The 22,588-nt window shown below is 66.7% G+C and carries 24 protein-coding genes; 3 read left to right on the top strand and 21 right to left on the bottom strand.

The window, feature by feature from the left end; genetic code table 11:
• Positions 1-33: 33 nt before the first annotated feature.
• The 3 genes from earP to HWY45_RS25075 all read left to right on the top strand — a co-directional run bounded on the left by earP (position 34) and on the right by HWY45_RS25075 (position 3,569).
• On the top strand, positions 34-1,227 hold the full coding sequence (gene earP / locus HWY45_RS25085; protein ID WP_059882845.1) for an elongation factor P maturation arginine rhamnosyltransferase EarP: 1,194 nt from the start codon (positions 34-36) through the stop codon (positions 1,225-1,227).
• A gap of 127 nt (positions 1,228-1,354) precedes the next feature.
• Entirely contained in the window at positions 1,355-1,912 is a 558-nt protein-coding gene (gene efp, locus HWY45_RS25080) for an elongation factor P (RefSeq protein WP_059564760.1), read from the top strand.
• A gap of 271 nt (positions 1,913-2,183) precedes the next feature.
• Positions 2,184-3,569 carry a sigma-54-dependent transcriptional regulator gene (locus HWY45_RS25075; protein ID WP_059882847.1) on the top strand — a complete coding sequence of 462 codons (1,386 nt, stop codon included), beginning with the start codon at positions 2,184-2,186 and terminating at the stop codon, positions 3,567-3,569.
• 98 nt (positions 3,570-3,667) lie between these two features.
• On the opposite strand, the gene nagZ is transcribed toward HWY45_RS25075, so the two are convergent.
• The 21 genes from nagZ to rpmF all read right to left on the bottom strand — a co-directional run bounded on the left by nagZ (position 3,668) and on the right by rpmF (position 22,583).
• Positions 3,668-4,696 carry a beta-N-acetylhexosaminidase gene (gene nagZ, locus HWY45_RS25070; protein WP_059564758.1) on the bottom strand — a complete coding sequence of 343 codons (1,029 nt, stop codon included), beginning with the start codon at positions 4,694-4,696 and terminating at the stop codon, positions 3,668-3,670.
• Between the two features lie 15 nt (positions 4,697-4,711).
• Positions 4,712-5,131, bottom strand: a complete 420-nt coding sequence (acpS, locus tag HWY45_RS25065; RefSeq protein WP_059802908.1) for a holo-ACP synthase — start codon at positions 5,129-5,131, stop codon at positions 4,712-4,714.
• A gap of 9 nt (positions 5,132-5,140) precedes the next feature.
• Entirely contained in the window at positions 5,141-5,914 is a 774-nt protein-coding gene (pdxJ, locus tag HWY45_RS25060; RefSeq protein WP_059882849.1) for a pyridoxine 5'-phosphate synthase, read from the bottom strand.
• Complete coding sequence (recO, locus tag HWY45_RS25055) at positions 5,911-6,750, bottom strand: DNA repair protein RecO (RefSeq protein ID WP_017333183.1); 840 nt, start codon at positions 6,748-6,750, stop codon at positions 5,911-5,913. Before recO ends, pdxJ begins: the two co-directional genes overlap by 4 nt.
• Entirely contained in the window at positions 6,737-7,636 is a 900-nt protein-coding gene (gene era, locus HWY45_RS25050; RefSeq protein ID WP_059564755.1) for a GTPase Era, read from the bottom strand. The genes recO and era overlap by 14 nt, the downstream gene beginning before the upstream one ends.
• A 60-nt stretch (positions 7,637-7,696) precedes the next feature.
• On the bottom strand, positions 7,697-8,968 hold the full coding sequence (rnc, locus tag HWY45_RS25045; RefSeq protein ID WP_059882851.1) for a ribonuclease III: 1,272 nt from the start codon (positions 8,966-8,968) through the stop codon (positions 7,697-7,699).
• A gap of 153 nt (positions 8,969-9,121) precedes the next feature.
• Positions 9,122-10,015: a signal peptidase I gene (gene lepB / locus HWY45_RS25040; protein WP_059882852.1), complete on the bottom strand. Its 894-nt coding sequence runs from the start codon at positions 10,013-10,015 to the stop codon at positions 9,122-9,124.
• Between the two features lie 16 nt (positions 10,016-10,031).
• Entirely contained in the window at positions 10,032-11,825 is a 1,794-nt protein-coding gene (lepA, locus tag HWY45_RS25035; protein ID WP_059564752.1) for a translation elongation factor 4, read from the bottom strand.
• Between the two features lie 134 nt (positions 11,826-11,959).
• On the bottom strand, positions 11,960-12,196 hold the full coding sequence (locus tag HWY45_RS25030) for a glutaredoxin family protein (protein WP_017333178.1): 237 nt from the start codon (positions 12,194-12,196) through the stop codon (positions 11,960-11,962).
• Between the two features lie 10 nt (positions 12,197-12,206).
• Complete coding sequence (locus HWY45_RS25025; RefSeq protein ID WP_059564751.1) at positions 12,207-13,676, bottom strand: DegQ family serine endoprotease; 1,470 nt, start codon at positions 13,674-13,676, stop codon at positions 12,207-12,209.
• Positions 13,677-13,693: 17 nt separating this feature from the next.
• Complete coding sequence (locus HWY45_RS25020) at positions 13,694-14,749, bottom strand: MucB/RseB C-terminal domain-containing protein (protein WP_059564750.1); 1,056 nt, start codon at positions 14,747-14,749, stop codon at positions 13,694-13,696.
• A gap of 5 nt (positions 14,750-14,754) precedes the next feature.
• On the bottom strand, positions 14,755-15,369 hold the full coding sequence (locus HWY45_RS25015) for a sigma-E factor negative regulatory protein (RefSeq protein WP_059882855.1): 615 nt from the start codon (positions 15,367-15,369) through the stop codon (positions 14,755-14,757).
• 85 nt (positions 15,370-15,454) lie between these two features.
• On the bottom strand, positions 15,455-16,054 hold the full coding sequence (gene rpoE, locus HWY45_RS25010) for an RNA polymerase sigma factor RpoE (RefSeq protein WP_017333174.1): 600 nt from the start codon (positions 16,052-16,054) through the stop codon (positions 15,455-15,457).
• Between the two features lie 91 nt (positions 16,055-16,145).
• On the bottom strand, positions 16,146-16,535 hold the full coding sequence (locus tag HWY45_RS25005) for a hypothetical protein (RefSeq protein WP_375782262.1): 390 nt from the start codon (positions 16,533-16,535) through the stop codon (positions 16,146-16,148).
• A gap of 86 nt (positions 16,536-16,621) precedes the next feature.
• Positions 16,622-17,854, bottom strand: a complete 1,233-nt coding sequence (gene fabF, locus HWY45_RS25000) for a beta-ketoacyl-ACP synthase II (protein ID WP_059564747.1) — start codon at positions 17,852-17,854, stop codon at positions 16,622-16,624.
• 150 nt (positions 17,855-18,004) lie between these two features.
• Positions 18,005-18,244 carry an acyl carrier protein gene (acpP, locus tag HWY45_RS24995; protein ID WP_004197638.1) on the bottom strand — a complete coding sequence of 80 codons (240 nt, stop codon included), beginning with the start codon at positions 18,242-18,244 and terminating at the stop codon, positions 18,005-18,007.
• A 143-nt stretch (positions 18,245-18,387) separates the two neighbouring features.
• Complete coding sequence (fabG, locus tag HWY45_RS24990) at positions 18,388-19,137, bottom strand: 3-oxoacyl-ACP reductase FabG (protein ID WP_059882860.1); 750 nt, start codon at positions 19,135-19,137, stop codon at positions 18,388-18,390.
• A gap of 36 nt (positions 19,138-19,173) precedes the next feature.
• Positions 19,174-20,106: an ACP S-malonyltransferase gene (gene fabD, locus HWY45_RS24985; RefSeq protein ID WP_059882862.1), complete on the bottom strand. Its 933-nt coding sequence runs from the start codon at positions 20,104-20,106 to the stop codon at positions 19,174-19,176.
• Positions 20,107-20,176: 70 nt separating this feature from the next.
• Positions 20,177-21,166 (bottom strand): beta-ketoacyl-ACP synthase III, encoded by a 990-nt coding sequence (locus HWY45_RS24980; protein WP_059882864.1) that lies wholly within the window; start codon positions 21,164-21,166, stop codon positions 20,177-20,179.
• Positions 21,167-22,273 carry a phosphate acyltransferase PlsX gene (gene plsX / locus HWY45_RS24975; RefSeq protein ID WP_059564744.1) on the bottom strand — a complete coding sequence of 369 codons (1,107 nt, stop codon included), beginning with the start codon at positions 22,271-22,273 and terminating at the stop codon, positions 21,167-21,169. It abuts the gene before it with no gap.
• Positions 22,274-22,403: 130 nt separating this feature from the next.
• Positions 22,404-22,583, bottom strand: coding sequence for a 50S ribosomal protein L32 (rpmF, locus tag HWY45_RS24970; protein ID WP_017333166.1), 180 nt, complete (start codon positions 22,581-22,583; stop codon positions 22,404-22,406).
• Positions 22,584-22,588 lie beyond the last annotated feature (5 nt).

The raw sequence follows: 22,588 nt of genomic DNA, 5'->3' as shown, positions 1-22,588 counted from the left end.
CGCCAGTTTAGAGCATTCCAACCGCCCGCTTCGATGCCACGTACCGCTTCCCGCCCCCACGACCCGACGCCGCGCGCGCCGGACGAACCGCTCGCCTGCGACCTCTTCTGCACGGTCGTCGACAACTTCGGCGACATCGGCGTGTGCTGGCGCCTCGCGCGCCAGCTCGCGCACGAACACGGCTGGCAGGTGCGCCTGTTCGTCGACGACCTGCGCACGTTCGCGCGCCTGCTGCCCGGCGTGGATCCCGACGCGGTGCGGCAGGCCGCCGACGGGGTCGTGATCGAACACTGGCATGCGCAGGTCGGCGATGCGATCGAGATCGCCGACATCGTGATCGAGGCATTCGCGTGCGAGCTGCCCGGCGCGTATCTCGCCGCGATGGCGCGCCGCGCGCGCCGGCCCGTGTGGATCAATCTCGAATACCTGAGCGCCGAGGACTGGGTGGCCGATTTCCACCTGCGGCCGTCGCCGCACCCGCGCTACCCGCTCGTCAAGACGTTCTTCTTCCCCGGCCTGTCGGCCGGCACCGGCGGCGTGCTGAAGGAGCGCGACCTCGACGCGCGCCGCGCCGCCTTCGACGCCGACGCGCAGGCGCGCGCGGCCTGGTGGCAGCGTGCGACCGGCGACACGCCGCCCGCGCCCGGCACGACGGTCGTCAGCCTGTTCGCGTACGACAACCCCGCCGTCGATGCGCTGCTCCAACAGTGGCGCGACGGCGCGTCGCCCGTCGTCGCACTCGTGCCCGAAGGGCGCGTGTCGCCGCGCGTCGCACGCTTTTTCGGGGTCGAGTCGTTCGGCGCCGGCGCGCGGGCGAGCTGCGGCAGCGTCACCGCCTGCGGGCTCGCGTTCGTCCCGCAGGCCGACTACGACCCGCTGCTGTGGGTCAGCGACCTGAACTTCGTGCGCGGCGAGGATTCGTTCGTGCGCGCGCAGTGGGCGCGCCGGCCGTTCGTCTGGCACATCTACCCGCAGGCCGACGACGCGCACCTGCCGAAGCTCGACGCGGCGCTCGCGCACTTGTCCGAAGGCCTCGACGACGCGCCCGGCCGGGCGCTCGCGCGGTTCTGGCATGCGTGGAACGGCGCCGGCGCACCGGACTGGGCCGATTTCTGGCAGCACCGCGCGGCGCTGCAGGCGAATGCGATCCGCTGGGCCGATGCGCTGGCCGCGGTCGGCGACCTTGCCGGAAAGCTGGCGGAATATGCAAAATCTCAGTTAAAATAAGCGGTTATCCGACGGCTGACCACGCAAGCGCTTGCTTTGGGTGCCCACCGGAACGCATCTGCTTGCGCCGTCCGCCGTTGCGCAACGCTCAGGCACCTTTAATTTGATTTGATCAGGACAGTTTTTCATGAAAACCGCACAGGAACTCCGCGTAGGCAACGTCGTGCAAATCGGCAGCGACGCTTGGGTCATCTCGAAGACGGAATACAACAAGTCCGGCCGTAACGCCGCCGTCGTCAAGATGAAGATGAAGAACCTGCTGACCAACGCGGGTCAGGAGTCGGTCTACAAGGCCGACGACAAGTTCGACGTCGTCGTGCTCGACCGCAAGGAAGTGACGTACTCGTACTTCGCCGACCCGATGTACGTGTTCATGGACGCCGACTACAACCAGTTCGAAGTCGAAGCCGAAATGATGGGCGACGCGCTCAACTATCTCGAAGACGGCATGGCATGCGAAGTCGTGTTCTACAACGAGAAGGCGATTTCGGTCGAACTGCCGACGGTCCTGGTTCGCGAGATCACCTACACCGAGCCGGCCGTCAAGGGCGACACGTCGTCGGGCAAGGTGCTGAAGAACGCGAAGCTTGCAACCGGTTTCGAACTGCAGGTTCCGCTGTTCTGCAACACCGGCGACAAGATCGAAATCGATACGCGTACGCACGAGTACCGCAGCCGCGCGTAACCGCGAAGCGGTTTCCGCGCCGAACAAAGCGCCCTTCGGGGCGCTTTTTGTTTTGCCGGCCGCAACAGCGCCCCCCACTGCGCAGCGAGATGAAGCACAAAAGCCACCGATAAAGATATTCAATTTGTATCATCGGTAACTGTTTTATAGCGACGGAGAAATAATCTGCGTCACGCGTTCGCCGGGGCATAAAATCAGTTTTTAATCTCAAAAATGCGGCTGCGGGTTCTCGGCCGATGGCCCGCCTCATTTGACACGACACGCGTCCACCATGCCACACGCCCTGATTGTCGAAGACGATCCCAACAGCCTGTCCGGCCTCACCGCGCTGCTCGCCGCGGACGGCTTCTCGGTCGACACGGCCACGTCGCTCGCCGAAGCGCGCACCGCGCTCGGCCGCTCGATTCCGGACGTGGTCCTCGTCGACCTGAACCTGCCGGACGGCAGCGGGTTCGACCTGCTTCAGCACCTGCCGCAGCAGCAGCCGAACGGTTCGCTGCCTGTCATCGTGCTGACCGGCAACGCGACGGTCGAAAGCGCGATCGAAGGCCTGCGCCACGGGATCTGGGACTACCTGCTCAAGCCGATCAACATCCCGCGCCTGCGCAGCCTGCTCGCGCGCATTCCTCGGCCGTACGAACTGATCGACGAAGTCCAGTCGCTGCGCGCGTCGCTGCGGCATCTCGGCCGCTTCGGCGCGCTGGTCGGCCACAGCGACGCGATGCAGCACGTCTACGACATGATCGAGCACAACGCGCGCACCGAAACGGCGGTGCTGTTCTCGGGCGAAGCCGGCACCGGCAAGAAGCTGGCCGCACGCACGCTGCACGAGCTGAGCCGGCGCCGCAAGGGGCCGTTCGTCGCGTTCGACTGCCGCACGCTTGCGCAGGCCGGCCGCGAGGGCGCGTCGCTCGACAGCGTGCTGTTCGGCCATGAGCGCGGCGCGTTCGACGGCGCCGAGCGGCGCGAGTCCGGCCTGTTCGAGCAGGCGAGCGGCGGCACGCTGTTCCTCGACGAGATCACCGCGCTGCCGATCGTGTTGCAGGAAGCGCTGCTGCAGGCCATCGATTCGCAGAACTTCATGCGCATCGGCGGCACGAGCCCGGTGGCGAGCGACTTCCGGCTGATCGCCACCACGCGCCGCCCGGCGCGCGAAGCGGTGGCGAACGGCACGCTGCGCGAAGACTTGTGGCTGCGCCTCGATGCGTCGTCGATCACGATGCCGCCGCTGCGCGAGCGCGACGGCGACGCGCTCGCGATTGCCGATGCGTTGATCGACGAACTGAACCGCGATGCGCTCGCAACCGGCCGCGGCACGACCGACAAGCGCGCCGCGCCGGGCTTCGTGCGCGAATGCCTGTCCTACGATTGGCCGGGCAACGTGCGTGAATTGCAGGAGCGCGTGCGCTTCGCGTACGATGCGTCCGGCGATTTCATCGACACGCTGCGCGCGGGCGAAGCCAGCTTCTCCGCCGGCGCCGCGCTGAACGGCAGCAGCGTGCAGATCAAGGTCGGCACGCCGCTGTCGGATGTGGAGGATCTGCTGATCCGCGCGACCCTCGATGCGGTCGGCGGCACGCGCCATCGCGCGGCGACGCTGCTCGGCATCAGCCCGAAGACGCTGTACAACAAGCTGCAGCGGATGAAGGTGAATTGAGCGTCGGCTGAAAAAACATCGCCCGAACGAAAAGGCCGCGCAATCGTGCGCGGCCTTTTCGTTTTCCGTTCGCGCGCGATGCCCGCGCGCTGCCCCGCTTACGCCAGCGCGCTGCGCAACAGCGCCTGCGCTTGCAGGTACTCGGGCTGAGCAATCAGCTTGTCCCACTTTGCCGGCTTGCCGCGCGCGCGCATCCGCTTGATGCGGCGCACCGACTCAGGCGACGGCTGCGCCTTCAGCCCGTTCAGCACGACTTCGGCCGCTTCCGGCTGGTTGCACACGAGCACCATGTCGCAGCCGGCCGCGAGTGCCGCATCGGCCGCCTGCGTGAGCGTGCCGCCTTCGCGCGCGGCCTCCATCGACAGGTCGTCGCTGAAGATCGCGCCCGTGAAGCCGAGCCGGCCGCGCAGGATGTCCTGCAGCCAGACCCGCGAGAAGCCGGCCGGCCGCGCGTCGACCTGCGTGTAGATCACGTGCGCGGGAATCACCGCCGACAGCGACAGGCCGAGCCAGTCGTACGGCGCGACGTCGTTCGCGAGGATCGTGTCGAGCGGCCGGTCGTCGGTCGGCAGCGCGACGTGCGAGTCGGCTTCCGCGAAGCCGTGCCCCGGGAAATGCTTGCCGCAGTTCGCCATGCCGGCGAGCGCGAGCCCGTGGTTGACGCTCTTCGCGAGCAGCGTGACGACGCGCGGATCGCGATGGAACGCGCGATCGCCGATCACCTTCGAGTGGCCGTAGTCGAGATCGAGCACCGGCGTGAAGCTCATGTCGATCCCGCACGCGCGCAGCTCGGCCGCGAGGACATAGCCGACCGCCGTCGCGACCTTGCTCGCGAGCAGCACGTCGCGGTCCCACAGTTCGCCGAGACGGCGCATCGCGGGCAGCACAGTGAAACCGTCAGTGCGGAAGCGCTGCACGCGGCCGCCCTCGTGGTCGACGGCGATCAGCACGTCTTCGCGGACCGCGCGGATCGCGTCGGTCAGCGCGGACAGTTGCGCGCGGTTCTGGAAATGCCGCGCGAACAGGATCACGCCACCGGTGTTCGGATGCGCAAGACGGCGCGCATCGTCGCGCGTCAGGGCCGTGCCGACGACGTCGAGCATGACCGGGCCGGGAGTCGTTTTCATCGAATCGGGAATCCGTCAGGGAGAAGTTCGGGCAACCGGCAGATCGGTCTCGGCGATCACGAACGACACCGCGTAGTCGCGCTCGTCGCTGACCGTCACGCGGGCGGTGATGCCGCGCGCCGCGAGCCAGTCGGCCAGCTCGCCGGACGCGACGACATACGGTTCGCCGCTCGGTTGATTGAGGGTTTGCAGCGCGCGCCACGTCATCGGCCAGTGCATGCCGAGCCCGATCGCCTTCGAGAACGCTTCCTTCGCGGAGAAGCGCGTCGCGAGGAACGCGATGCCGCGCGCCTCGGAACGCGCGCGGCGCGCGCGGAAGACTCGCAGTTCGTCGGGCCCGAGCACCTTCTCCGCGAACCGGCCGCCGGTGCGCTCGAGCACCGCCGCGATCCGGCTCACCTGGACGACGTCGGTGCCGATGCCGTAGATCGTCATGCGCTCGGCTCAGCGCGTGCCGTGCAGCGCCGCGACGCGCGCGGCGACCATGATCGCCTTCATCTCGCGCACCGCGTTGTCCCAGCCCGCGAAGATCGAATGCGCGACGATCGCGTGGCCGATGTTCAGCTCGACGATGCCGTCGATCGCGGCGATCTGCTGCACGTTCGTGTAATGCAGGCCGTGCCCTGCGTTGACCTTCAGGCCGAGCTGCCGGCCAACCTGCACGCTCGCGACGATGCGCTCGTATTCGCGCTGCTGCTCGGCTGCGTCATGCGCATCCGCGTAACGGCCCGTATGCAGCTCGATCACCGGCGCGCCCGCTTCCTGCGCGGCGCGGATCTGCGTCTCGTCCGGGTCGATGAACAGCGACACGCGCACGCCCGCATCGGCGAGCTGCCGGCATGCCGCACGCACGGCCTCGAAGCGGCCCGCGACGTCGAGACCGCCTTCGGTCGTCAGCTCCTCGCGCTTTTCCGGCACGAGGCACGCGTCGTGCGGCTGCACTTCGCAGGCGATGTCGAGCATCTCGGCCGTCACCGCGCATTCGAGGTTCATCCGCGTCTTCAGCAGCGGGCGCAGCTTGCGCACGTCCGCGTCGACGATGTGCCGGCGGTCCTCGCGCAGGTGCAGCGTAATTGCGTCGGCGCCCGCTTCTTCCGCGGCAAGGGCCGCGCGGATCGGGTCCGGATAGGTCGTGCCGCGCGCGTTGCGCAGCGTCGCGACGTGGTCGATGTTGACGCCGAGGTCGATGGCGGTCGGCGAGGTCAGGAAGAAGCTCATAGGTTTTGCAGGTCGATCAGGATCTGGCGCGTGGCGAGCGGCGTGCCGCCGAGGTAGGTGTTGAGCAGGAAGCGCATCAGCGTCTTGCTTTGCGCGACGGTCTGGGCTCGATGGTAATCGTCCTGCTCCATGTCGAGCAACGTCTGGCCGGCAATCACCGGCCAGTGCGACGGCACGTCGTCGTCCGCGTTGCGCACGCCGCGCTCCGGATCGAACACGTACAGGCGGTCGGGCTCGACCGCGCGGCGCGCGACCGTGCGGTGCAGCGCCATCGCATAGCCCGTTTCGCGCAGCAGCACGCGCTCGAACGAGCGCAGCACCTGCACCGCGGGCTCGCCGTGCGCGAGGCGCGTGAGGGTCACCACGTAGTGATTGAACAGCGGCGGCTGCGGATCTTCGCGCGCGCAGAACTTCACGAGCAGCTCGTTCGCGTAGAAGCCGCACAACAGCGCGTCGCCGCCGAGAGGGAGCATCCCGCCGACCCACTCGGCGCCCGTCAGGGTGCGCACCTCGGACTTGCCGGACCACGACAGCAGCAGCGGCTGGAACGTCTGCAGCACGCCGCGCAGCGCGGAATGCGGGCGCTTCGCGCCTTTCGCGACGAGCGCGAGCCGGCCGTGGTCGCGCGTCAGCACGTCGATGATCAGGCTCGTTTCGCGATGGGGGTAGCTGTGCAGCACGAACGCCGGCTGCTCGGCGACGCGGAAATCGGACGTGCGAGACGTCGCCCGCCGCGTCTTGCGCGGCGGCGCGGGGGGCGCGGCAGGCGGCGGCGCGTCGTCCGCGCCGGGGGCCACCGCGTCTTCGGTCGACGTCAGCGCGTCATTCGTACCCATAGGCACGAAGCCCCGCTTCGTTGTCGGCCCAGCCGCTTCTCACCTTGACGAAGGTCTCGAGATACACGGGGCCGTCGAACAGCTTCTCCATGTCCATCCGCGCCTCGGTGCTGATCTGCTTGAGCTTCTCGCCCTTCTTGCCGATCACCATCGCCTTGTGCGAATCGCGCTCGACGAGGATCGTCGCGAAGATGCGCTTCAGGCGCCCTTCCTCCTCGAACTTGTCGATTACGACGGTGCTCGTGTACGGCAGCTCGTCGCCGGTCCAGCGGAACACCTTCTCGCGCAGGATCTCGGCCGCGAGGAAGCGCGAGCTGCGATCGGTCAGCTCGTCCTCGCCGTAGATCGGCTCGCCTTCCGGCAGGTACGGCTTGATCGTTTCCAGCAGACGCTTGATGTCTTCCGGCTGCCGGGCCGACAGCGGCACGAGTTCGGCGAACTCGCGCAGCGCGCTCATCTTCTGCATGAACGGGAACAGCGTCGCCTTGTCGGAAACCTGGTCGATCTTGTTCGCAATCAGCAGCGTCGGCACGCCGGGCGGAATCAGGTCGAGCACCTTCTGGTCGTCCGGGCCGAAGCGGCCCGCTTCGATCACGAACAGGATCGTGTCGACCGACGTCAGCGTCGACGTGACCGCGCGGTTCAGCGAGCGGTTCAGCGCGGTGCTGTGGCGGGTCTGGAAACCGGGCGTATCGACGAAGATGAACTGCGCGTCTTCGGTCGTGTTGATGCCGGTGATGCGGTGGCGGGTCGTCTGCGCCTTGCGCGACGTGATGCTGATCTTCTGGCCGACGAGCGCGTTCATCAGCGTCGACTTGCCGACGTTCGGACGGCCCACGATCGCGATCATGCCGCAGCGGAAACCAGAGGGAGCGGGTGCGTTCATATCGATTGGGAGACAGGTTCGGAACCGGCCGCGCGGCGCGCGGCACGATCGATGGGCAATTCAGTGGCCGGCATCGGCCACGCGCGCCGGCGCGGCGGCGAGGCTCGGTTCGCCGGGTGTCGTGTCCGGGCCGGACGTCGCGTCGCGCCCGCGCGGCGGCGTACGCTCGGCGAGCGCGCGCGGCGCGGCATCGTTGCCGGCGGACGGCTTGTCGGCGGAGCGGGGGGCGGGCTCGCCTTGCCCGGCCGCGCGCGGCGCAGGGTCGGACGGTTTGTCGACGGCTTTCGGCGCGAAATCCGCGCGCTCGACAGGCTTGTCGGCCGGCTTCTCAACCGGCTTCTCAACCGGCTTCTCGGCCGGTTTGTCTGCAGCAGCCTTTGCGGCTCGCTCGGTGCGCTCCGCGCCATGCTCGACATGCGCGGCACGAATCGTGGCGACCGGCGCCTGCACCGCGCGTGGCTCGGCCGGCTCCGCCGCACTGCCCGCGGCTGCCGGAGCCGCCGCGACCTTCGCTTCGGCGCGCGCCGCACGCTCCTTCCGCTCGGGCGAGCGCAGGTCGAGCGCTTCCTGAACGCCTTTCACGCCGGGCACGATTTCCGGCTCGACATGTTTGGCGGCGCGTGCGTTCTTCGAACGCTTCGGCTTCGCGGCCAGCATCGGCGCGGCCGCCATCACCTCGTCGAGCGCCTTCTTCGCGGCGGCCTGTTCGGCCGCCCGGCGGCTCGCGCCGGAACCGGACACTTTCACGTCCAGCTTCGGCACCGTGCATTCGACCTCGAACTGCTGATTGTGCGCCGCACCATGCGTCGCGACGACCGTGTAGGTCGGCAGCGCGATCTTGTGCCCCTGCAGGTACTCCTGCAGCAGCGTCTTCGCATCCTTGCCGAGCGTGCGCGGATCGATGTGGTCGAGAATCGGCACGTAGAGCCGCTTGATCACTCCTTGGGCGGCTTCGAAGCCGCCATCGAGGAACACGGCCCCGATGATGGCTTCGAACGCGTCCGCGAGGATCGACGGCCGGCGGAACCCGCCGCTGCGCAGTTCGCCTTCGCCGAGCCGCAGCCCATCGGAAATATTCAGGGCCTGAGCAATTTCATACAGCGACTGCTGCTTGACGAGGTTCGCCCGCACGCGCGACAGGTCGCCTTCGTCCAGCTTGCCGAAACGCTGGAACAAAAGGGCCGCCACCGCGCAATTCAGAACGGAATCGCCGAGAAACTCGAGCCGTTCGTTGTGCGTGGCGCTGTGACTGCGATGGGTCAAAGCCTGGCGCAGCAATTCCGCATTGCGAAATTCGTAGCGCAGCCGGCTTTCCAACTGAGATAGGGGCATGTGCAGGAGTATAACGCGGGCGCCGGTCGCGCCGAAACGGCGCGGCCGGACCCGAAAAGGCGTGACGAAGCGGTGTTACCGCCGGTTCTTAAAGTAGTTCGGCACGACGCGGCACGGCCCGTGCGTCGCGTCGTGCGCGTGAATCAGGCGATATCAGTTGAAGGAACCGATGCGCTTCAGGTCGCCGAAGTTCATCCAGATGAAGAACGCGCGGCCGACGATGTTCTTGTCCGGCACGAAACCCCAGTAGCGGCTGTCCGCGCTGTTGTCGCGGTTGTCGCCCATCATGAAGTAGTGGCCGGCCGGCACCTTGCAGATCACGCCGCGGCTGTTGTACGTGCAGTTGTCGCGATACGGGTAGTCGTATGCGCCCATCACGAACGGCGGCACCGCCTGATTGTTGAGGATCGCATTCTTGCGGCCGTCGAGCGACTCCTCGAACTGCTTCGCGTAGTTCTGCCGCTCGTCGTCGAAGTAGTCGGGCAGCGCCGTTTCGGGCACCGGCTTGCCGTTGATCGTCAGCTGCTTGTCCTGATAGGCAACCGTGTCGCCCGGCAGGCCGATCACGCGCTTGATGTAGTCGACCGACTCGTCCTTCGGATAGCGGAACACGACGACGTCGCCGCGCTCGAGCGCGCGGCCCTGCGTGAGCTTCGTGTTCGTGACCGGCATGCGCAGGCCGTAGTCGAACTTGTTGACGAGGATGAAGTCGCCGACGAGCAGCGTCGGCACCATCGAGCCCGACGGGATCTTGAACGGCTCGACGATGAACGAACGCACGACGAACACCGCGAGGATCACCGGGAAGAAGCTCGCCGTGTACTCGAGCCACCACGGCTGGCGCAGCTTCTCGTCGCGCAGCTTCGAACGGGTCTGCAACGCGTTCTCGTCGGCGAAACGCTTGTCGATGCGCGACTGCTGCTGGTCGAACGCATCGACTGCCGCATCCGCCGCCCGCCGGCGCTGCGGCAGGAACACCATCTTGTCGGCCACCCACGCTACGCCCGTCAACGCGACGAGCACAAAAAGAATCAGCGCAAAATTCATAAAAGGATCAGTCCTGTTATTTGTCTTCGACGCGCAAGATCGCGAGGAACGCCTCCTGCGGGATCTCGACCGAACCCACCTGCTTCATCCGCTTCTTGCCTTCCTTCTGCTTTTCGAGCAGTTTCTTCTTGCGCGTGATGTCGCCGCCGTAGCACTTCGCGAGCACGTTCTTGCGCAGTGCCTTGATGTTCTCGCGCGCGATGATGTGCGCGCCGATCGCGGCCTGGATCGCCACGTCGTACATCTGGCGCGGGATGATCTCGCGCATCTTCGCGGCCACTTCGCGGCCGCGGTATTGCGACTGCGAACGGTGCACGATGATCGACAGCGCGTCGACCTTGTCGCCGTTGATCAGCATGTCGACCTTCACGACGTCCGCCGAGCGGTATTCCTTGAACTCGTAGTCCATCGACGCATAGCCGCGCGACACCGACTTCAGGCGATCGAAGAAGTCGAGCACGATCTCGGCCATCGGGATTTCGTACGTGAGCTGCACCTGGCGGCCGTGGTACTGCATGTTGATCTGCACACCGCGCTTCTGCTCGCACAGCGTGATCACCGAGCCGACGTAGTCCTGCGGCATGTACAGGTTCACGGTGACGATCGGCTCGCGGATCTCGCCGATCCGTGCGGGCTCAGGCATCTTCGCCGGGTTCTCGACCATGATCGTCGTGCCGTCGCTCTGCACGACCTCGTAGACCACGGTCGGCGCGGTCGTGATGAGGTCCATGTCGAACTCGCGCTCGAGCCGCTCCTGCACGATCTCCATGTGCAGCAGGCCGAGGAAGCCGCAGCGGAAGCCGAAGCCGAGCGCCTGCGACACTTCCGGCTCGTACTGCAGCGACGCGTCGTTGAGCTTGAGCTTTTCCAGCGATTCGCGCAGCGCGTCGTACTGGTTCGCCTCGACCGGGTACAGCCCCGCGAACACCTGCGGCTTCACTTCCTTGAAGCCCGGCAGCGGCTCGGCGGCCGACTTGGTCGCATGCGTGACCGTGTCGCCCACCTTCGCGGCGTTCAGTTCCTTGATGCCGGCGATGATGAAGCCCACCTGCCCCGCCGACAGCGATTCGAGATTGCGCGACTTCGGCGTGAACACGCCGATGTGCTCGACCGGATACTGCGCGCCGGTCGCCATCAGCTTGATCTTTTCCTTCGGCCGCAGCGTGCCGTTGACGATGCGCACGAGCATCACGACGCCGACGTAGTTGTCGAACCACGAGTCGATGATCAGCGCCTGCAGCGGCGCGGCCGGATCGCCCTTCGGCGGCGGCACCTTCGCGATCAGCGCTTCGAGCACGTCCTCGACGCCGAGGCCCGTCTTCGCGCTGCAGCGGGTCGCGTCCATCGCGTCGATGCCGATCACGTCCTCGATCTCCTCGATCGCGTTCTCGGGGTTCGCGGCCGGCAGGTCGATCTTGTTCAGCACGGGCACGACCTCGACGCCCAGTTCGATCGCCGTGTAGCAGTTGGCGACCGTCTGCGCCTCGACGCCCTGGCTCGCGTCGACCACGAGCAGCGCGCCTTCGCACGCGGACAGCGAGCGGCTGACCTCGTACGAGAAGTCGACGTGCCCCGGGGTGTCGATCAGGTTCAGGTTGTACACCTTGCCGTCGCGCGCGCGATACGACAGCGCGGCAGTCTGCGCCTTGATCGTGATGCCGCGCTCGCGCTCGATATCCATCGAGTCGAGCACCTGCGCTTCCATTTCACGGTCGGCGAGCCCGCCGCATACCTGGATGATGCGATCCGCGAGCGTCGACTTGCCATGGTCGATGTGCGCGATGATCGAGAAGTTGCGAATATGATCCATTCAGTGCCGATCAAGCGAAAAAGGCGCGCTCGACGACTGCGGAGCACGCCTTGTAAGTCGGTGAAAAAACAGCCCATTTTAGCCGAAAAGCCCCCCTGCCGGGCGGCATTTTGGCGGCCGGGCGCCGCCGGGCCTCAGCGCCGTGCGCCGAGCGCGTTCCGCACCCGCCCTTCGTCGAACCGGTGGCGGCACACTTCCGTGCCGTCCAGCAGCAGCACCGGCACGTCTTCGTCATAGCGGGCAACGAGCGCCGGATCGGCGTCGATGTCGACGTAGTCGACCGCCACGCCGAATTCGGCCGCCACCGGCGCCAGTGCGTCGCGCATGTCGTCGCACAGGTGGCACCAGCCGCGGCCGTAGAGCGTGAACATCGGCGGCCCGTTACTTCTGGCGCGGACGCAGCGGGAAGAACTGCGTGTTGTCGCCGCGCCGCACCAGCAGCGCGACCGCCTTCTGCGGATCGAGCTGTGCCGTGACGTCGGCAAACTGCTTCGCGCTCGTGATGTCGGTGTCGCCGACGCGCAGCACGATATCGCCGCGCTGCAGGCCCGCGCGGGCCGCCGGGCCGTCGACGCCGTCGATCTGCACCCCGCTCTTCAGCTTCAGCGTCTTCAGCTGATCGGCCGGAATGTCGCTGACCGTCAAGCCGAGCGCGTTGCTCTGGCGCGGTTTCTGCGGCGATTTCTTGCCCGTATCGGCCTTCGCCGTGGTGTCGGTCGGCGTCTCCGCGACCATGATCGGCAGATCGCGCGACTGGCCCTTGCGCCACACGGTGAGCGTCGCCTTCGAACCCGGCTTCATGTCGCCGACCATGCGGGGCAGGTCCGACGCCGTCTCGACCTGGCGGCCGTTGAATTTCAGGATGATGTCGCCCGGCTGGACCCCCGCCTTCTCGGCCGGCCCGCCCGGTTCGACGGCGCTGACGAGCGCGCCTTCCGCCTTCGGCAGACCGATCGAATCCGCCACCTCCTTCGTCACTTCGCCGATCGCCACCGCGATCCGGCCGCGCGTCACCTTGCCCGACGCCTTCAGCTGGTCGGCCACGCGCATCGCCTCGTCGATCGGAATCGCGAACGAAATGCCCATGAAGCCGCCGGTGCGGCTGTAGATCTGCGAGTTGATGCCGATCACCTCGCCCTGCATGTTGATCAGCGGGCCGCCCGAGTTGCCGGGGTTCACGGCGACGTCGGTCTGGATGAACGGCAGGTAGTCGCCGGTGTTGCGCCCCTTCGCGCTGACGATGCCGGCCGTGACGGTGTTATCGAGGCCGAACGGCGAACCGATCGCGACGACCCACTCGCCGACGCGCACCTTGTTCGAATCGCCGATCGCGACCACCGGCAGGCTCGACGCCTGGATCTTCACGACCGCGACGTCCGTGCGGTCGTCGACGCCGATCAGCTTGGCCTTGAACTCGCGCTTGTCGGTAAGCGTCACGTAGATCGTATCGGCATCGTCGACGACGTGCGCGTTGGTCATCACGTAGCCGTCGGCCGACAGGATGAAGCCGGAGCCGACGCCGCGGTTCTGCTCGGTGTCGGGCGGATTGTCCGGCGCCGGCGCGTTTTTCGGGTTGCCGGGCGCCTGCGGCAGCGGAATGCCGAAGAAGCGCCGGAAGAATTCCGACATGTCGCCGTTGTCGAAGCCCGGCGGGAATACGCCGCCGCGCGGGCCCGACGGCACGTTGGCGGTCGTGCGGATGTTCACGACGGCCGGGCCGACCCGTTCGACGAGATCCGCGAAATCGGGGAGGCTCGCACCGGGAGCCGCCGCCGCGGTATGCGGGACGAGCGGCAGGCAAGCCGCCACCGCCGCAACGGCAAGCCATTTGCGCAGCGTGAGTTTCATCATGTCGGAGACGGAAAGCGTTACTTGGAAGCCTTGTATTCTATGGCAGACGCGAACTGCTGCAACGTGGCCGGCGGCACTTCCCCGAGCACGGTGATCCAGTAGTCGCCGCGGCGCTTGACGAGCACATGCGTCGCGCCCGTGCTGCCTGCGCCTTCCTTGCGCGTATTCTTCTCGGCCGGTTCGACGAACACCGATACCGTCGCGACGCCGTCGGTGAAGACGGCCTGGTCGACCGGGATCGGCGGCTCGCCTGCGTCGCGCGCGGCCATCGGCCGCCGCACCTCGCGGATCTTCTGGAAACCGGCGACGCTCGGCGCCAGTTGCCAGCCCTGCGCCTCCATGTCGACCGGCGAGACGGGCGGACGCACCACGGTCCAGCCGCTCAGGTTGCGCATGCCGGCCGCGATCGCGGCCTTGTCGGCGGCGCCTGCCCCACCCATCCGCAACTGCGAAAACGCGATCTGCTCGAGCACGTGGTCGCCCCCGTCGAGCGTCTGCGAGCGCAGCAGCAAGCCGGTACGGGCGTCGGTCCACAGCTTGTAGGTGAAGCGGTAGCCGTCCTTCGGCGCGAGCTGGACCACCTGCGCGTCGAGCCCGGCCACGCGGTCGCTGCCGAGCAGCTTCGCGTCGTAGACCGACATCACGTGCTCGCCGCTCGCGGCAAGCAGCGCCGGGAACGAGTCGCGGGCCTGCCGGCGCTCGACGACGCACAGCTTGCGCTCGGGCACGAACGTGTACAGCTCGTCGTTATGCCGCAGCAGCTTGCGCGGCTTGCCGTCCAGGCTCTCGATCCGCTCGAATTCGCCGTCGCGCGCCGCGACGTGCGCGATGCGCGACGACTGCACGAAGCCACCACGCTGGTAGACGAACGTGCCTTCGTAACTCTGCTGCTGCGCAGCCTGCTGGATGCGGTCGAGCCAATCCGCGGCGGCCTTGCGGGTCGCGACGGGATCGTCCGGCTGCTGGGCGTGGGCTTGAAGGGATTGAACGGACAACAGCGCGGCTGCGCAAAGCAGGAGAGCCGGCAGCCGCTTCCATCCGGAGATGGCGTGATTCAACCGCAATGTCCGCATCGGGTTTATTGGCTTGGCGTCGTGGTCACGGCAGCGCGGATCAGCGGCATCGAGCCCGTGACGACAGGCTGCTGCGCGAATTGCTGGTGCGCTTCAAGGTATTGGTCGAGACGCGCGTCACGGATGATGTTGGCGTCCTGCAGCGCCGGCTGCGACGGCGCCTGTGCAACCGTCACGCGCTGCACGCCCTGCTGCGGCGCGGAGACCGATGCGACCTGGACAGCGCCAGGCGCGCCGGCGGTCTGCATCTGCGGGACGACGATCCACGTCAGCGTCGCGGCCGCCGCGGCCACCGCGAAGGCCGGCACGACGCGCCGGCGCAGCGACAGCAGCTTGCGGGTGGCCGGCGCTGCGGCCGGCGCGAGCAGGTGCGGCTCGGCGTCGAGGCTGGCCGACAGGCGCGCGGTAAACGTCGTGCTCAGCGCGGGCGACAGCGCCAGCTCGTCCGAGCGCAACGCGTCGCCGATCAAGTGGTAATGGGACCACGCCGCGCGATCCGCGTGGTCGAACTCAGCCAGAAACTGCGCGTGATCCTGGCCGTCGAACGTTTCGCCGTCGACCAGAGCGGAAAGGCGCTCGCCGCGCGAGCACGCGTACGACTGCGTATTGACCGACCCCATGATGCTCCCCATCTTGCACACCCCGTCGTGACTTCACGACTCTATCCGTAACTAGACCCCGACCCGTGCCGTTCGCCCGAAGCGCTTACCAGCGCTTGCCGTCGGGCGTATCGAGCAGCGGACGCAATTTTGCCGCGATTGCCTCGCGCGCCCGGAAAATCCGCGAGCGGACCGTCCCGATCGGGCAGCCCATCATTTCCGCGATTTCCTCGTAGCTCAGGCCTTCGATCTCGCGCAGCGTGATCGCCTGGCGCAGCTCCTCGGGCAGAACGGCCATTGCAGCATTGACCGTCTCGGCAATCTGCTTGCTCATCAACATCGACTCAGGCGTGTTGATATCCCTTAGTTGGTCTGCGTCGGAGAAAGTTTCCGCCTCCTCTGCGTCGGCCTCGGTCGAGGTCGGCGCCCGGCGGCCCTGCGTCGCAAGGTAGTTCTTCGCCGTATTCACGGCAATCCGGTACAACCACGTGTAGAACGCGGACTCGCCGCGGAACTGCGGCAGTGCGCGATACGCCTTGATGAACGCGTCCTGGGCCACATCCTCGACCTCGGCGGGATCCCGCACGAGGCGCGAGATCAGCCGAATGATCTTGCGGTGGTATTTGGAGACCAGGAGTTCGAACGCCGCCTTGTCGCCTTTCTGTACGCGCTCGACCAGAACCTGATCGATTTCTTTTTCACTCACCTGACAAATCCGTTAACTAGGGATGCAACGCGGAGCAATATTGTAGCGTTCCGGCGCCTGGCGCTGGTTACGGTCGGTAACCGATCCGCCATCATGCCGGAGCGGCCGCGCCCGCGGTTCGCGCAAGCACGGACAGCGCGCGGAACGACGCCGCGTCGAGCGCATCGGCGGGAATCAGCAACGGCCGCCCGCGCCGGCCGTCCGGCCCGACCGACAACATCAGCAGCAGGCTGGCCCAGTGCGCGTGGCCCGTCACCCGGCCGCGGGCGAGCAACTGCCCGGTGCGGCCAAACGCCGCAACCTCGCCGAGCGCATCGACCCGCAGTTCGGCCGGCAGCCGCCGCGCGCCTGCGCGGACCGCGCAGGCTGCCAGCAGCAGCGCCGTTGCAGTCGCACCGATAGCCGCCGCCGCAGCGCCGGTGCGCGGCGCAAGAAACAAATGCACCGCGCCGGCAGCTGCCGCGACGAAAACGGCGAGCATCACAGACAACGCGGCCGAGGCCCGCAGCGCGAAACGCCGCTGGCACCCGGCCGCGATTTCGACAGGATTCGTCAAGCGATCCCGCGTCAGACGCGCTTGAACACCAGCGTGCCGTTGGTACCGCCGAAGCCGAAGTTGTTCTTCACGGCCACGTCGATCTTCATGTCACGCGCGGTGTTCGCGCAGTAATCGAGATCGCACTCGGGGTCCTGGTTGAAGATGTTGATGGTCGGCGGCGACACGTTGTTGTGCAGCGCCAGCACCGTGAACACCGATTCGAGGCCGCCCGCGCCACCCAGCAGGTGGCCCGTCATCGACTTCGTCGAGTTCACGACGAGCTTGTACGCATGGTCGCCGAACGCAGCCTTGACGGCATCGGACTCGTTCTTGTCGCCCAGCGGCGTCGACGTGCCGTGCGCGTTCAGGTACTGGACCTCGTCCGGGTTCATGCCGGCGTCGCGCAGCGCCGCGACCATGCAGCGGCGCGGACCGTCCATGTTCGGCGCGGTCATGTGGTACGCGTCGCCCGTCATGCCGAAGCCCGCGACTTCCGCGTAGATCTTCGCGCCGCGCGCCTTCGCCGACTCGTACTCTTCCAGCACCATCACGCCTGCGCCCTCGCCCAGCACGAAGCCGTCGCGATCCTTGTCCCACGGACGGGACGCGGTCGCCGGATCGTCGTTGCGGGTCGACAGCGCGCGCGCGGCCGCGAAGCCGCCGATGCCGAGCGGCGACACCGTCGATTCGGCGCCGCCCGCGACCATCACGTCGGCGTCGCCGGCCTGGATCAGGCGCGCGGCGAGGCCGATGCTGTGCAGGCCGGTCGTGCAGGCCGTCACGGCCGCGAGGTTCGGGCCCTTCAGGCCGAACATGATGCTCAGGTGGCCCGAGATCATGTTGATGATCGAACCCGGCACGAAGAACGGCGAAATCCGGCGCGGGCCGCGATCGACGTAGGTCTGGTGGGTATCTTCGATCATCGGCAGGCCGCCGATGCCCGAACCGACCAGCACGCCGATGCGTTCCGCATTGGCGTCGGTCACTTCCAGACCGCTGTCCTTGAGCGCCTGCACGCCGGCTGCGATGCCGTAATGGATGAAGGTATCCATGCTGCGGGCTTCCTTCGCCGGGATGTACTCCTCGGCGTTGAAACCCTTCACCTCACCGGCGAAATGCACAGCCAGGTTCGACGGATCGAATTTGGTGACGGTGGCGATGCCGGACTTGCCGGCGACGAGATTGGCCCAGCCGTCGGCAACACTATTGCCAACAGGCGAAATCAGCCCCAGGCCTGTAACGACAACACGACGGCGGCTCACGGTAACCTCTTTTCCATTGGATGACAAAAACAAAAGCCACAGCGGCCACAGGAACCAGCCCTGCGAGCCCTGTGGCTGTTATTCCGTCCGGCAAGGATGCCGGCAGGATGGCGCGTCAAATGCGACGTAGGCGAAAAGCGCGAATGGCGCTTAGGCCTTGACGTTTGCGCGAGCGTAGTCGATCGCTTGCTGAACCGTCGTGATCTTCTCGGCTTCTTCGTCCGGGATTTCCATGCCGAACTCGTCTTCCAGGGCCATCACCAGCTCGACGGTGTCGAGCGAGTCGGCGCCCAGGTCGTTCACGAACGAAGCTTCGTTCTTGATCTCGGCTTCTGCGACGCCCAGTTGTTCAGCGACGATCTTCTTGACACGTTGTTCGATGTTGTCCATTACCCCTCCGAGGGAAAGTTCAAATTTACAAGTGCGCGCATTTTATCAGGTTTGCTGCCGCCCAAAACGCGCGTTGGCTTGATGGTCAATCAAGCGCCGATCCGCCAGTAACCGGATACGGCGCGGATAGTAAACGAAAACCGTTACGACATGTACATGCCGCCGTTCACATGCAAAGTCGTGCCGGTGATATAACCGGCCTGCGGCGATGCGAGGAACGCGACGGCATGGGCGATGTCCTCAGGGCTGCCGAGGCGGCCGAGCGGAATCTGGGTCTTGAGCGCGGCCTGCTGTTCTTCCGGCAGCGTCTTCGTCATGTCGGTGTCGATGAAGCCCGGCGCCACGCAGTTGACCGTGATGCCGCGGCTGCCGATCTCGCGCGCGAGCGCGCGGGTCATGCCTGCCACGCCGGCCTTCGCCGCCGCGTAGTTCGCCTGCCCCGGGTTGCCGGCCGAGCCGACCACCGACGTGATGTTGATGATGCGGCCGCCGCGCGCCTTCATCATCGGGCGCAGCACCGCGCGCGACAGGCGGAACACCGACTTCAGGTTGGTGTCGATCACCGCGTCCCAGTCGTCGTCCTTCATGCGCATCGCGAGCTGGTCCTGCGTGATGCCCGCGTTGTTGACGAGCACGTGCAGCGCGCCGAATTCCTTCACGGTCGCGTCGATCAGCGCTTCGGCCGCTTGCGCGTCGTTGACGTTCAGCACCACGCCGCGGCCCGTCACGCCCGCTTCCGCGAAGGCCGCGCTGATGCCGGCCGCGCCCGATTCGCTCGTCGCCGTGCCGATCACCGTCGCGCCCTGGCGCGCCAGCTCGAGCGCGATCGCCCGGCCGATGCCGCGCGATGCGCCGGTCACGATCGCAACCTGTTTATCGAGAGTCTTTTCCATGAATCGAATGTCCGTTTCTTCGGGAAAGGCGCCGCGTCACGCGGCCACCAGCTTGAGCGCTTCGTCGAGCGACGCCGGATCGAACACCGATGCCCCCGTCAGGTTGCCGTCGATGCGCTTCGTGAGGCCCGCGAGCACCTTGCCGGGGCCACACTCGATCACGTGCGTAACGCCCGTGCCGGCGATGTACTGCACGCACTCGACCCAGCGCACCGGGCCGGCGGCCTGGCGCACCAGCGCGTCCTTGATCGCGGCCGGATCGCTCGTCACCGCGACGTCGATGTTGTTGACGACCGGAATCAGCGGCGCCTTCACGTCGACGTTCGCAAGATAGTCGCGCAGCTGGTCCGACGCCGGCTTCAGCAGCGACGAATGGAACGGCGCCGAAACCGGCAGCGGCAACGCGCGCTTCGCGCCCTTCGCCTTCGCGATCTCGCAAGCCTTCTCGACGGCCGCCTTGTTGCCGGCGATCACGACCTGCGCCGGCGCATTGAAGTTCACTGCTTCGACGACGCCCGCTTCCGCGGCTTCCGCGCATACCGCGCGCACCGTATCGTCGTCGAGGCCGAGGATCGCGGCCATGCCGCCCTGGCCGACCGGCACCGCGGTCTGCATCGCCTGCGCGCGGAAGCGCACGAGCGGCACCGCGTCCTTGAACGCGATCGCGCCGGCGGCGACGAGCGCCGTGTATTCGCCGAGGCTGTGGCCGGCGACGATCGACGGCGCCGGGCCGCCCGCCTGCTGCCATGCACGGTAGCAAGCGTACGCGGCCGTCAGCATCACCGGCTGGGTGTTGGTGGTGAGATTCAGCTCTTCGGCCGGACCTTCGGCGATCAGCTTGCCGAGATCCTGACCGAGTGCATCGGACGCTTCCTGGAACGTTTCGCGCACGACAGCCAGATCGGCGAATGCGTTGAGCATGCCGACCGACTGCGAGCCCTGCCCCGGAAAAACGAATGCAAATTTCATATCGTCCCCAATTGAATCGATTCGAACGGCGCGCGCGAACGGCGCGCCGAGTGGGATCGCACGTGGTGGATCAGAAACGGAAGACCGACGCGCCCCAGGTGAAGCCGCCGCCGACGCCTTCGATGAGCACGTGCTGGCCGCGCTTGATGCGGCCGTCGCGCACCGCGACGTCGAGCGCGAGCGGGATCGACGCGGCCGACGTGTTGCCGTGCTCGCCGACCGTCACGACCATGCGCTCCTGCGGCAGGCCGAGCTTGCGGCAGGTGCTCGTCATGATACGGATGTTGGCCTGGTGCGGAATCAGCCAGTCGACCTGCTCGGGCGCGAGGTTCGCCTTCGCGAGCGCCTCGATCGCGACCTTCTCGAGCACGTTGACCGCGAGCTTGAACACGGCCTGGCCATCCATGTGAAGGAACGCGCTGCCCTCGATCACGCCGCGGTTGACGTTGCCCGGCGTGCAGAGGATGTGCGAGTAGCTGCCGTCCGCGTGCAGCGCGCTGCCGAGCACGCCCGGCTCTTCCGACGCGGACAGGATCACCGCGCCCGCGCCGTCGCCGAACAGCACGCAGGTCGTGCGGTCGGTGAAGTCGAGGATGCGCGAAAACGTCTCCGCGCCGACGACGAGTGCCGTGCGGTGCTGGCCGCTGCGAATGAAGCTGTCGGCAGTCGCCACCGCATACGCGAAACCGGAGCACACGGCCTGCACGTCGAATGCCGCGCCGCCGTTCTTGATGCCGAGCTTGTTCTGCAGCAGGCACGCAGTGCTCGGGAACACGAAATCGGGGGTCGAAGTCGCGACGATGATCAGGTCGATCGACTGCGGATCGATGTCCGCCGCCTCGATCGCACGCCGCGACGCCTCGAGCGCGAGATCGCTCGTCGTCATGTCGGGTGCAGCGAAATGGCGCGCATGGATGCCCGTACGCGCAACGATCCACTCGTCGCTCGTCTCGATGCCGTCCTTCGCGAGACGATCGGCCAGCTGCTGGTTCGTGACGCGGTCGGGCGGCAGGTAGCTGCCCGTGCCGAGCACGCGGGAATAGAGAGTCGATTGGGCCATTTATGCCTTAGAGGATAGCGCAGCGGAAGGCTCGGCGTGCTGGCCTGCGGCGGGACCCGCCTGGCCCGCGCCGCCGGCGTCGTGCTCGCCGTCGCCGAGCGACGCCGAATTGTCCGCCATCGCGCGCGTGAGGCGCTCCAGCACGCCGTTTTTGACGGCATCATACCCGCGTTTGATCGCCCACTCAAACGCGTAGGCGTCCGCCGAACCGTGGCTCTTGATCACGAGGCTCTTCAGCCCCAGCAGTGCCGCGCCGTTGTACTGACGGTGGTCGACGCGCCGCTTGAAGCGCATCAGCACCGGCAGCGCGAGCAGCGCCATCAGCTTCGACATCAGTGAACGGCCGAATTCCTCGCGAATGATGTCGGACAGCATCTGCGCAAGGCCTTCGGACGTCTTCAGCGCGACGTTGCCGACGAAACCGTCGCAGACGATCACGTCGACCGTGCCCTTGTAGATGTCGTTGCCTTCGACGTTGCCGCGGAAATTGAGCGTGCTCGCGCGCAGCAGTTCGCCTGCACGCTTGATCGTCTCGTTGCCCTTGATGACTTCTTCGCCGATGTTCAGCAGGCCGATCGTCGGCCGCTCCTTGCCCTCGAGCGCGGCGACGAGCGCGTGCCCCATCTCCGCGAACTGCAGCAGGTGCTGCGGTTCGCAATCGACGTTCGCGCCGAGGTCCAGCATCATCGTGTAGCCCGTCGGGTTCGGCAGCGCGAACGCGATCGCGGGCCGCTCGATGCCGGGCAGCGTCTTGAGCACGTACCGGGAAACGGCCATCAGCGCGCCGGTGTTGCCGGCGGAGATACAGGCCTGGGCCTGGCCTTCCTTGACTTGATTGAGGGCGACGCGCATCGAAGAATCCTTCTTCTTGCGCAATGCCACTTCAACGGGATCATCCATCGCCACGACTTCGGTCGCGGGCACGATGGTCAGCGCCGGATCGTCGAGCGCCTTGCACTTCTTCAGCTGCGCACGGATCGCACTCTCGATGCCGACGAGCATCAGGTGCGCATCGGGGTGCGCGCGAACGAACTTGACTGCCGCGGGAACGGTCACGGACGGGCCGTGGTCGCCTCCCATGCAATCGATTGTGAGCTTTACAGTCATGGAATGCGACGAATTTCAGGCACAAAAAAGCGGCAGTTGAATGCCGCCTTTTTGTTGCGCCAGGAAAGTGTCAAGCGAACCAGTTGTCACGCGAACGGCCATCGTAGCGCGCGACGCGTGACGTTGACGCTTAGTCGTTCTTCGTCTTGACGACCTTCTTGCCGCGATAGTAGCCGTTCGGGCTGATGTGGTGACGCAGGTGCACTTCACCGGTGCTCGGCTCGACTGCCAGCGGCGATGCCGTCAGGAAATCGTGCGAACGATGCATGCCGCGCTTCGACGGCGACTTCTTGTTTTGCTGGACTGCCATGACTA

It is taken from the genome of Burkholderia stagnalis (genome assembly GCF_902830275.1).
Lineage (GTDB): Bacteria > Pseudomonadota > Gammaproteobacteria > Burkholderiales > Burkholderiaceae > Burkholderia > Burkholderia stagnalis.
This window is presented reverse-complemented; position numbering and strand designations above follow the sequence as displayed.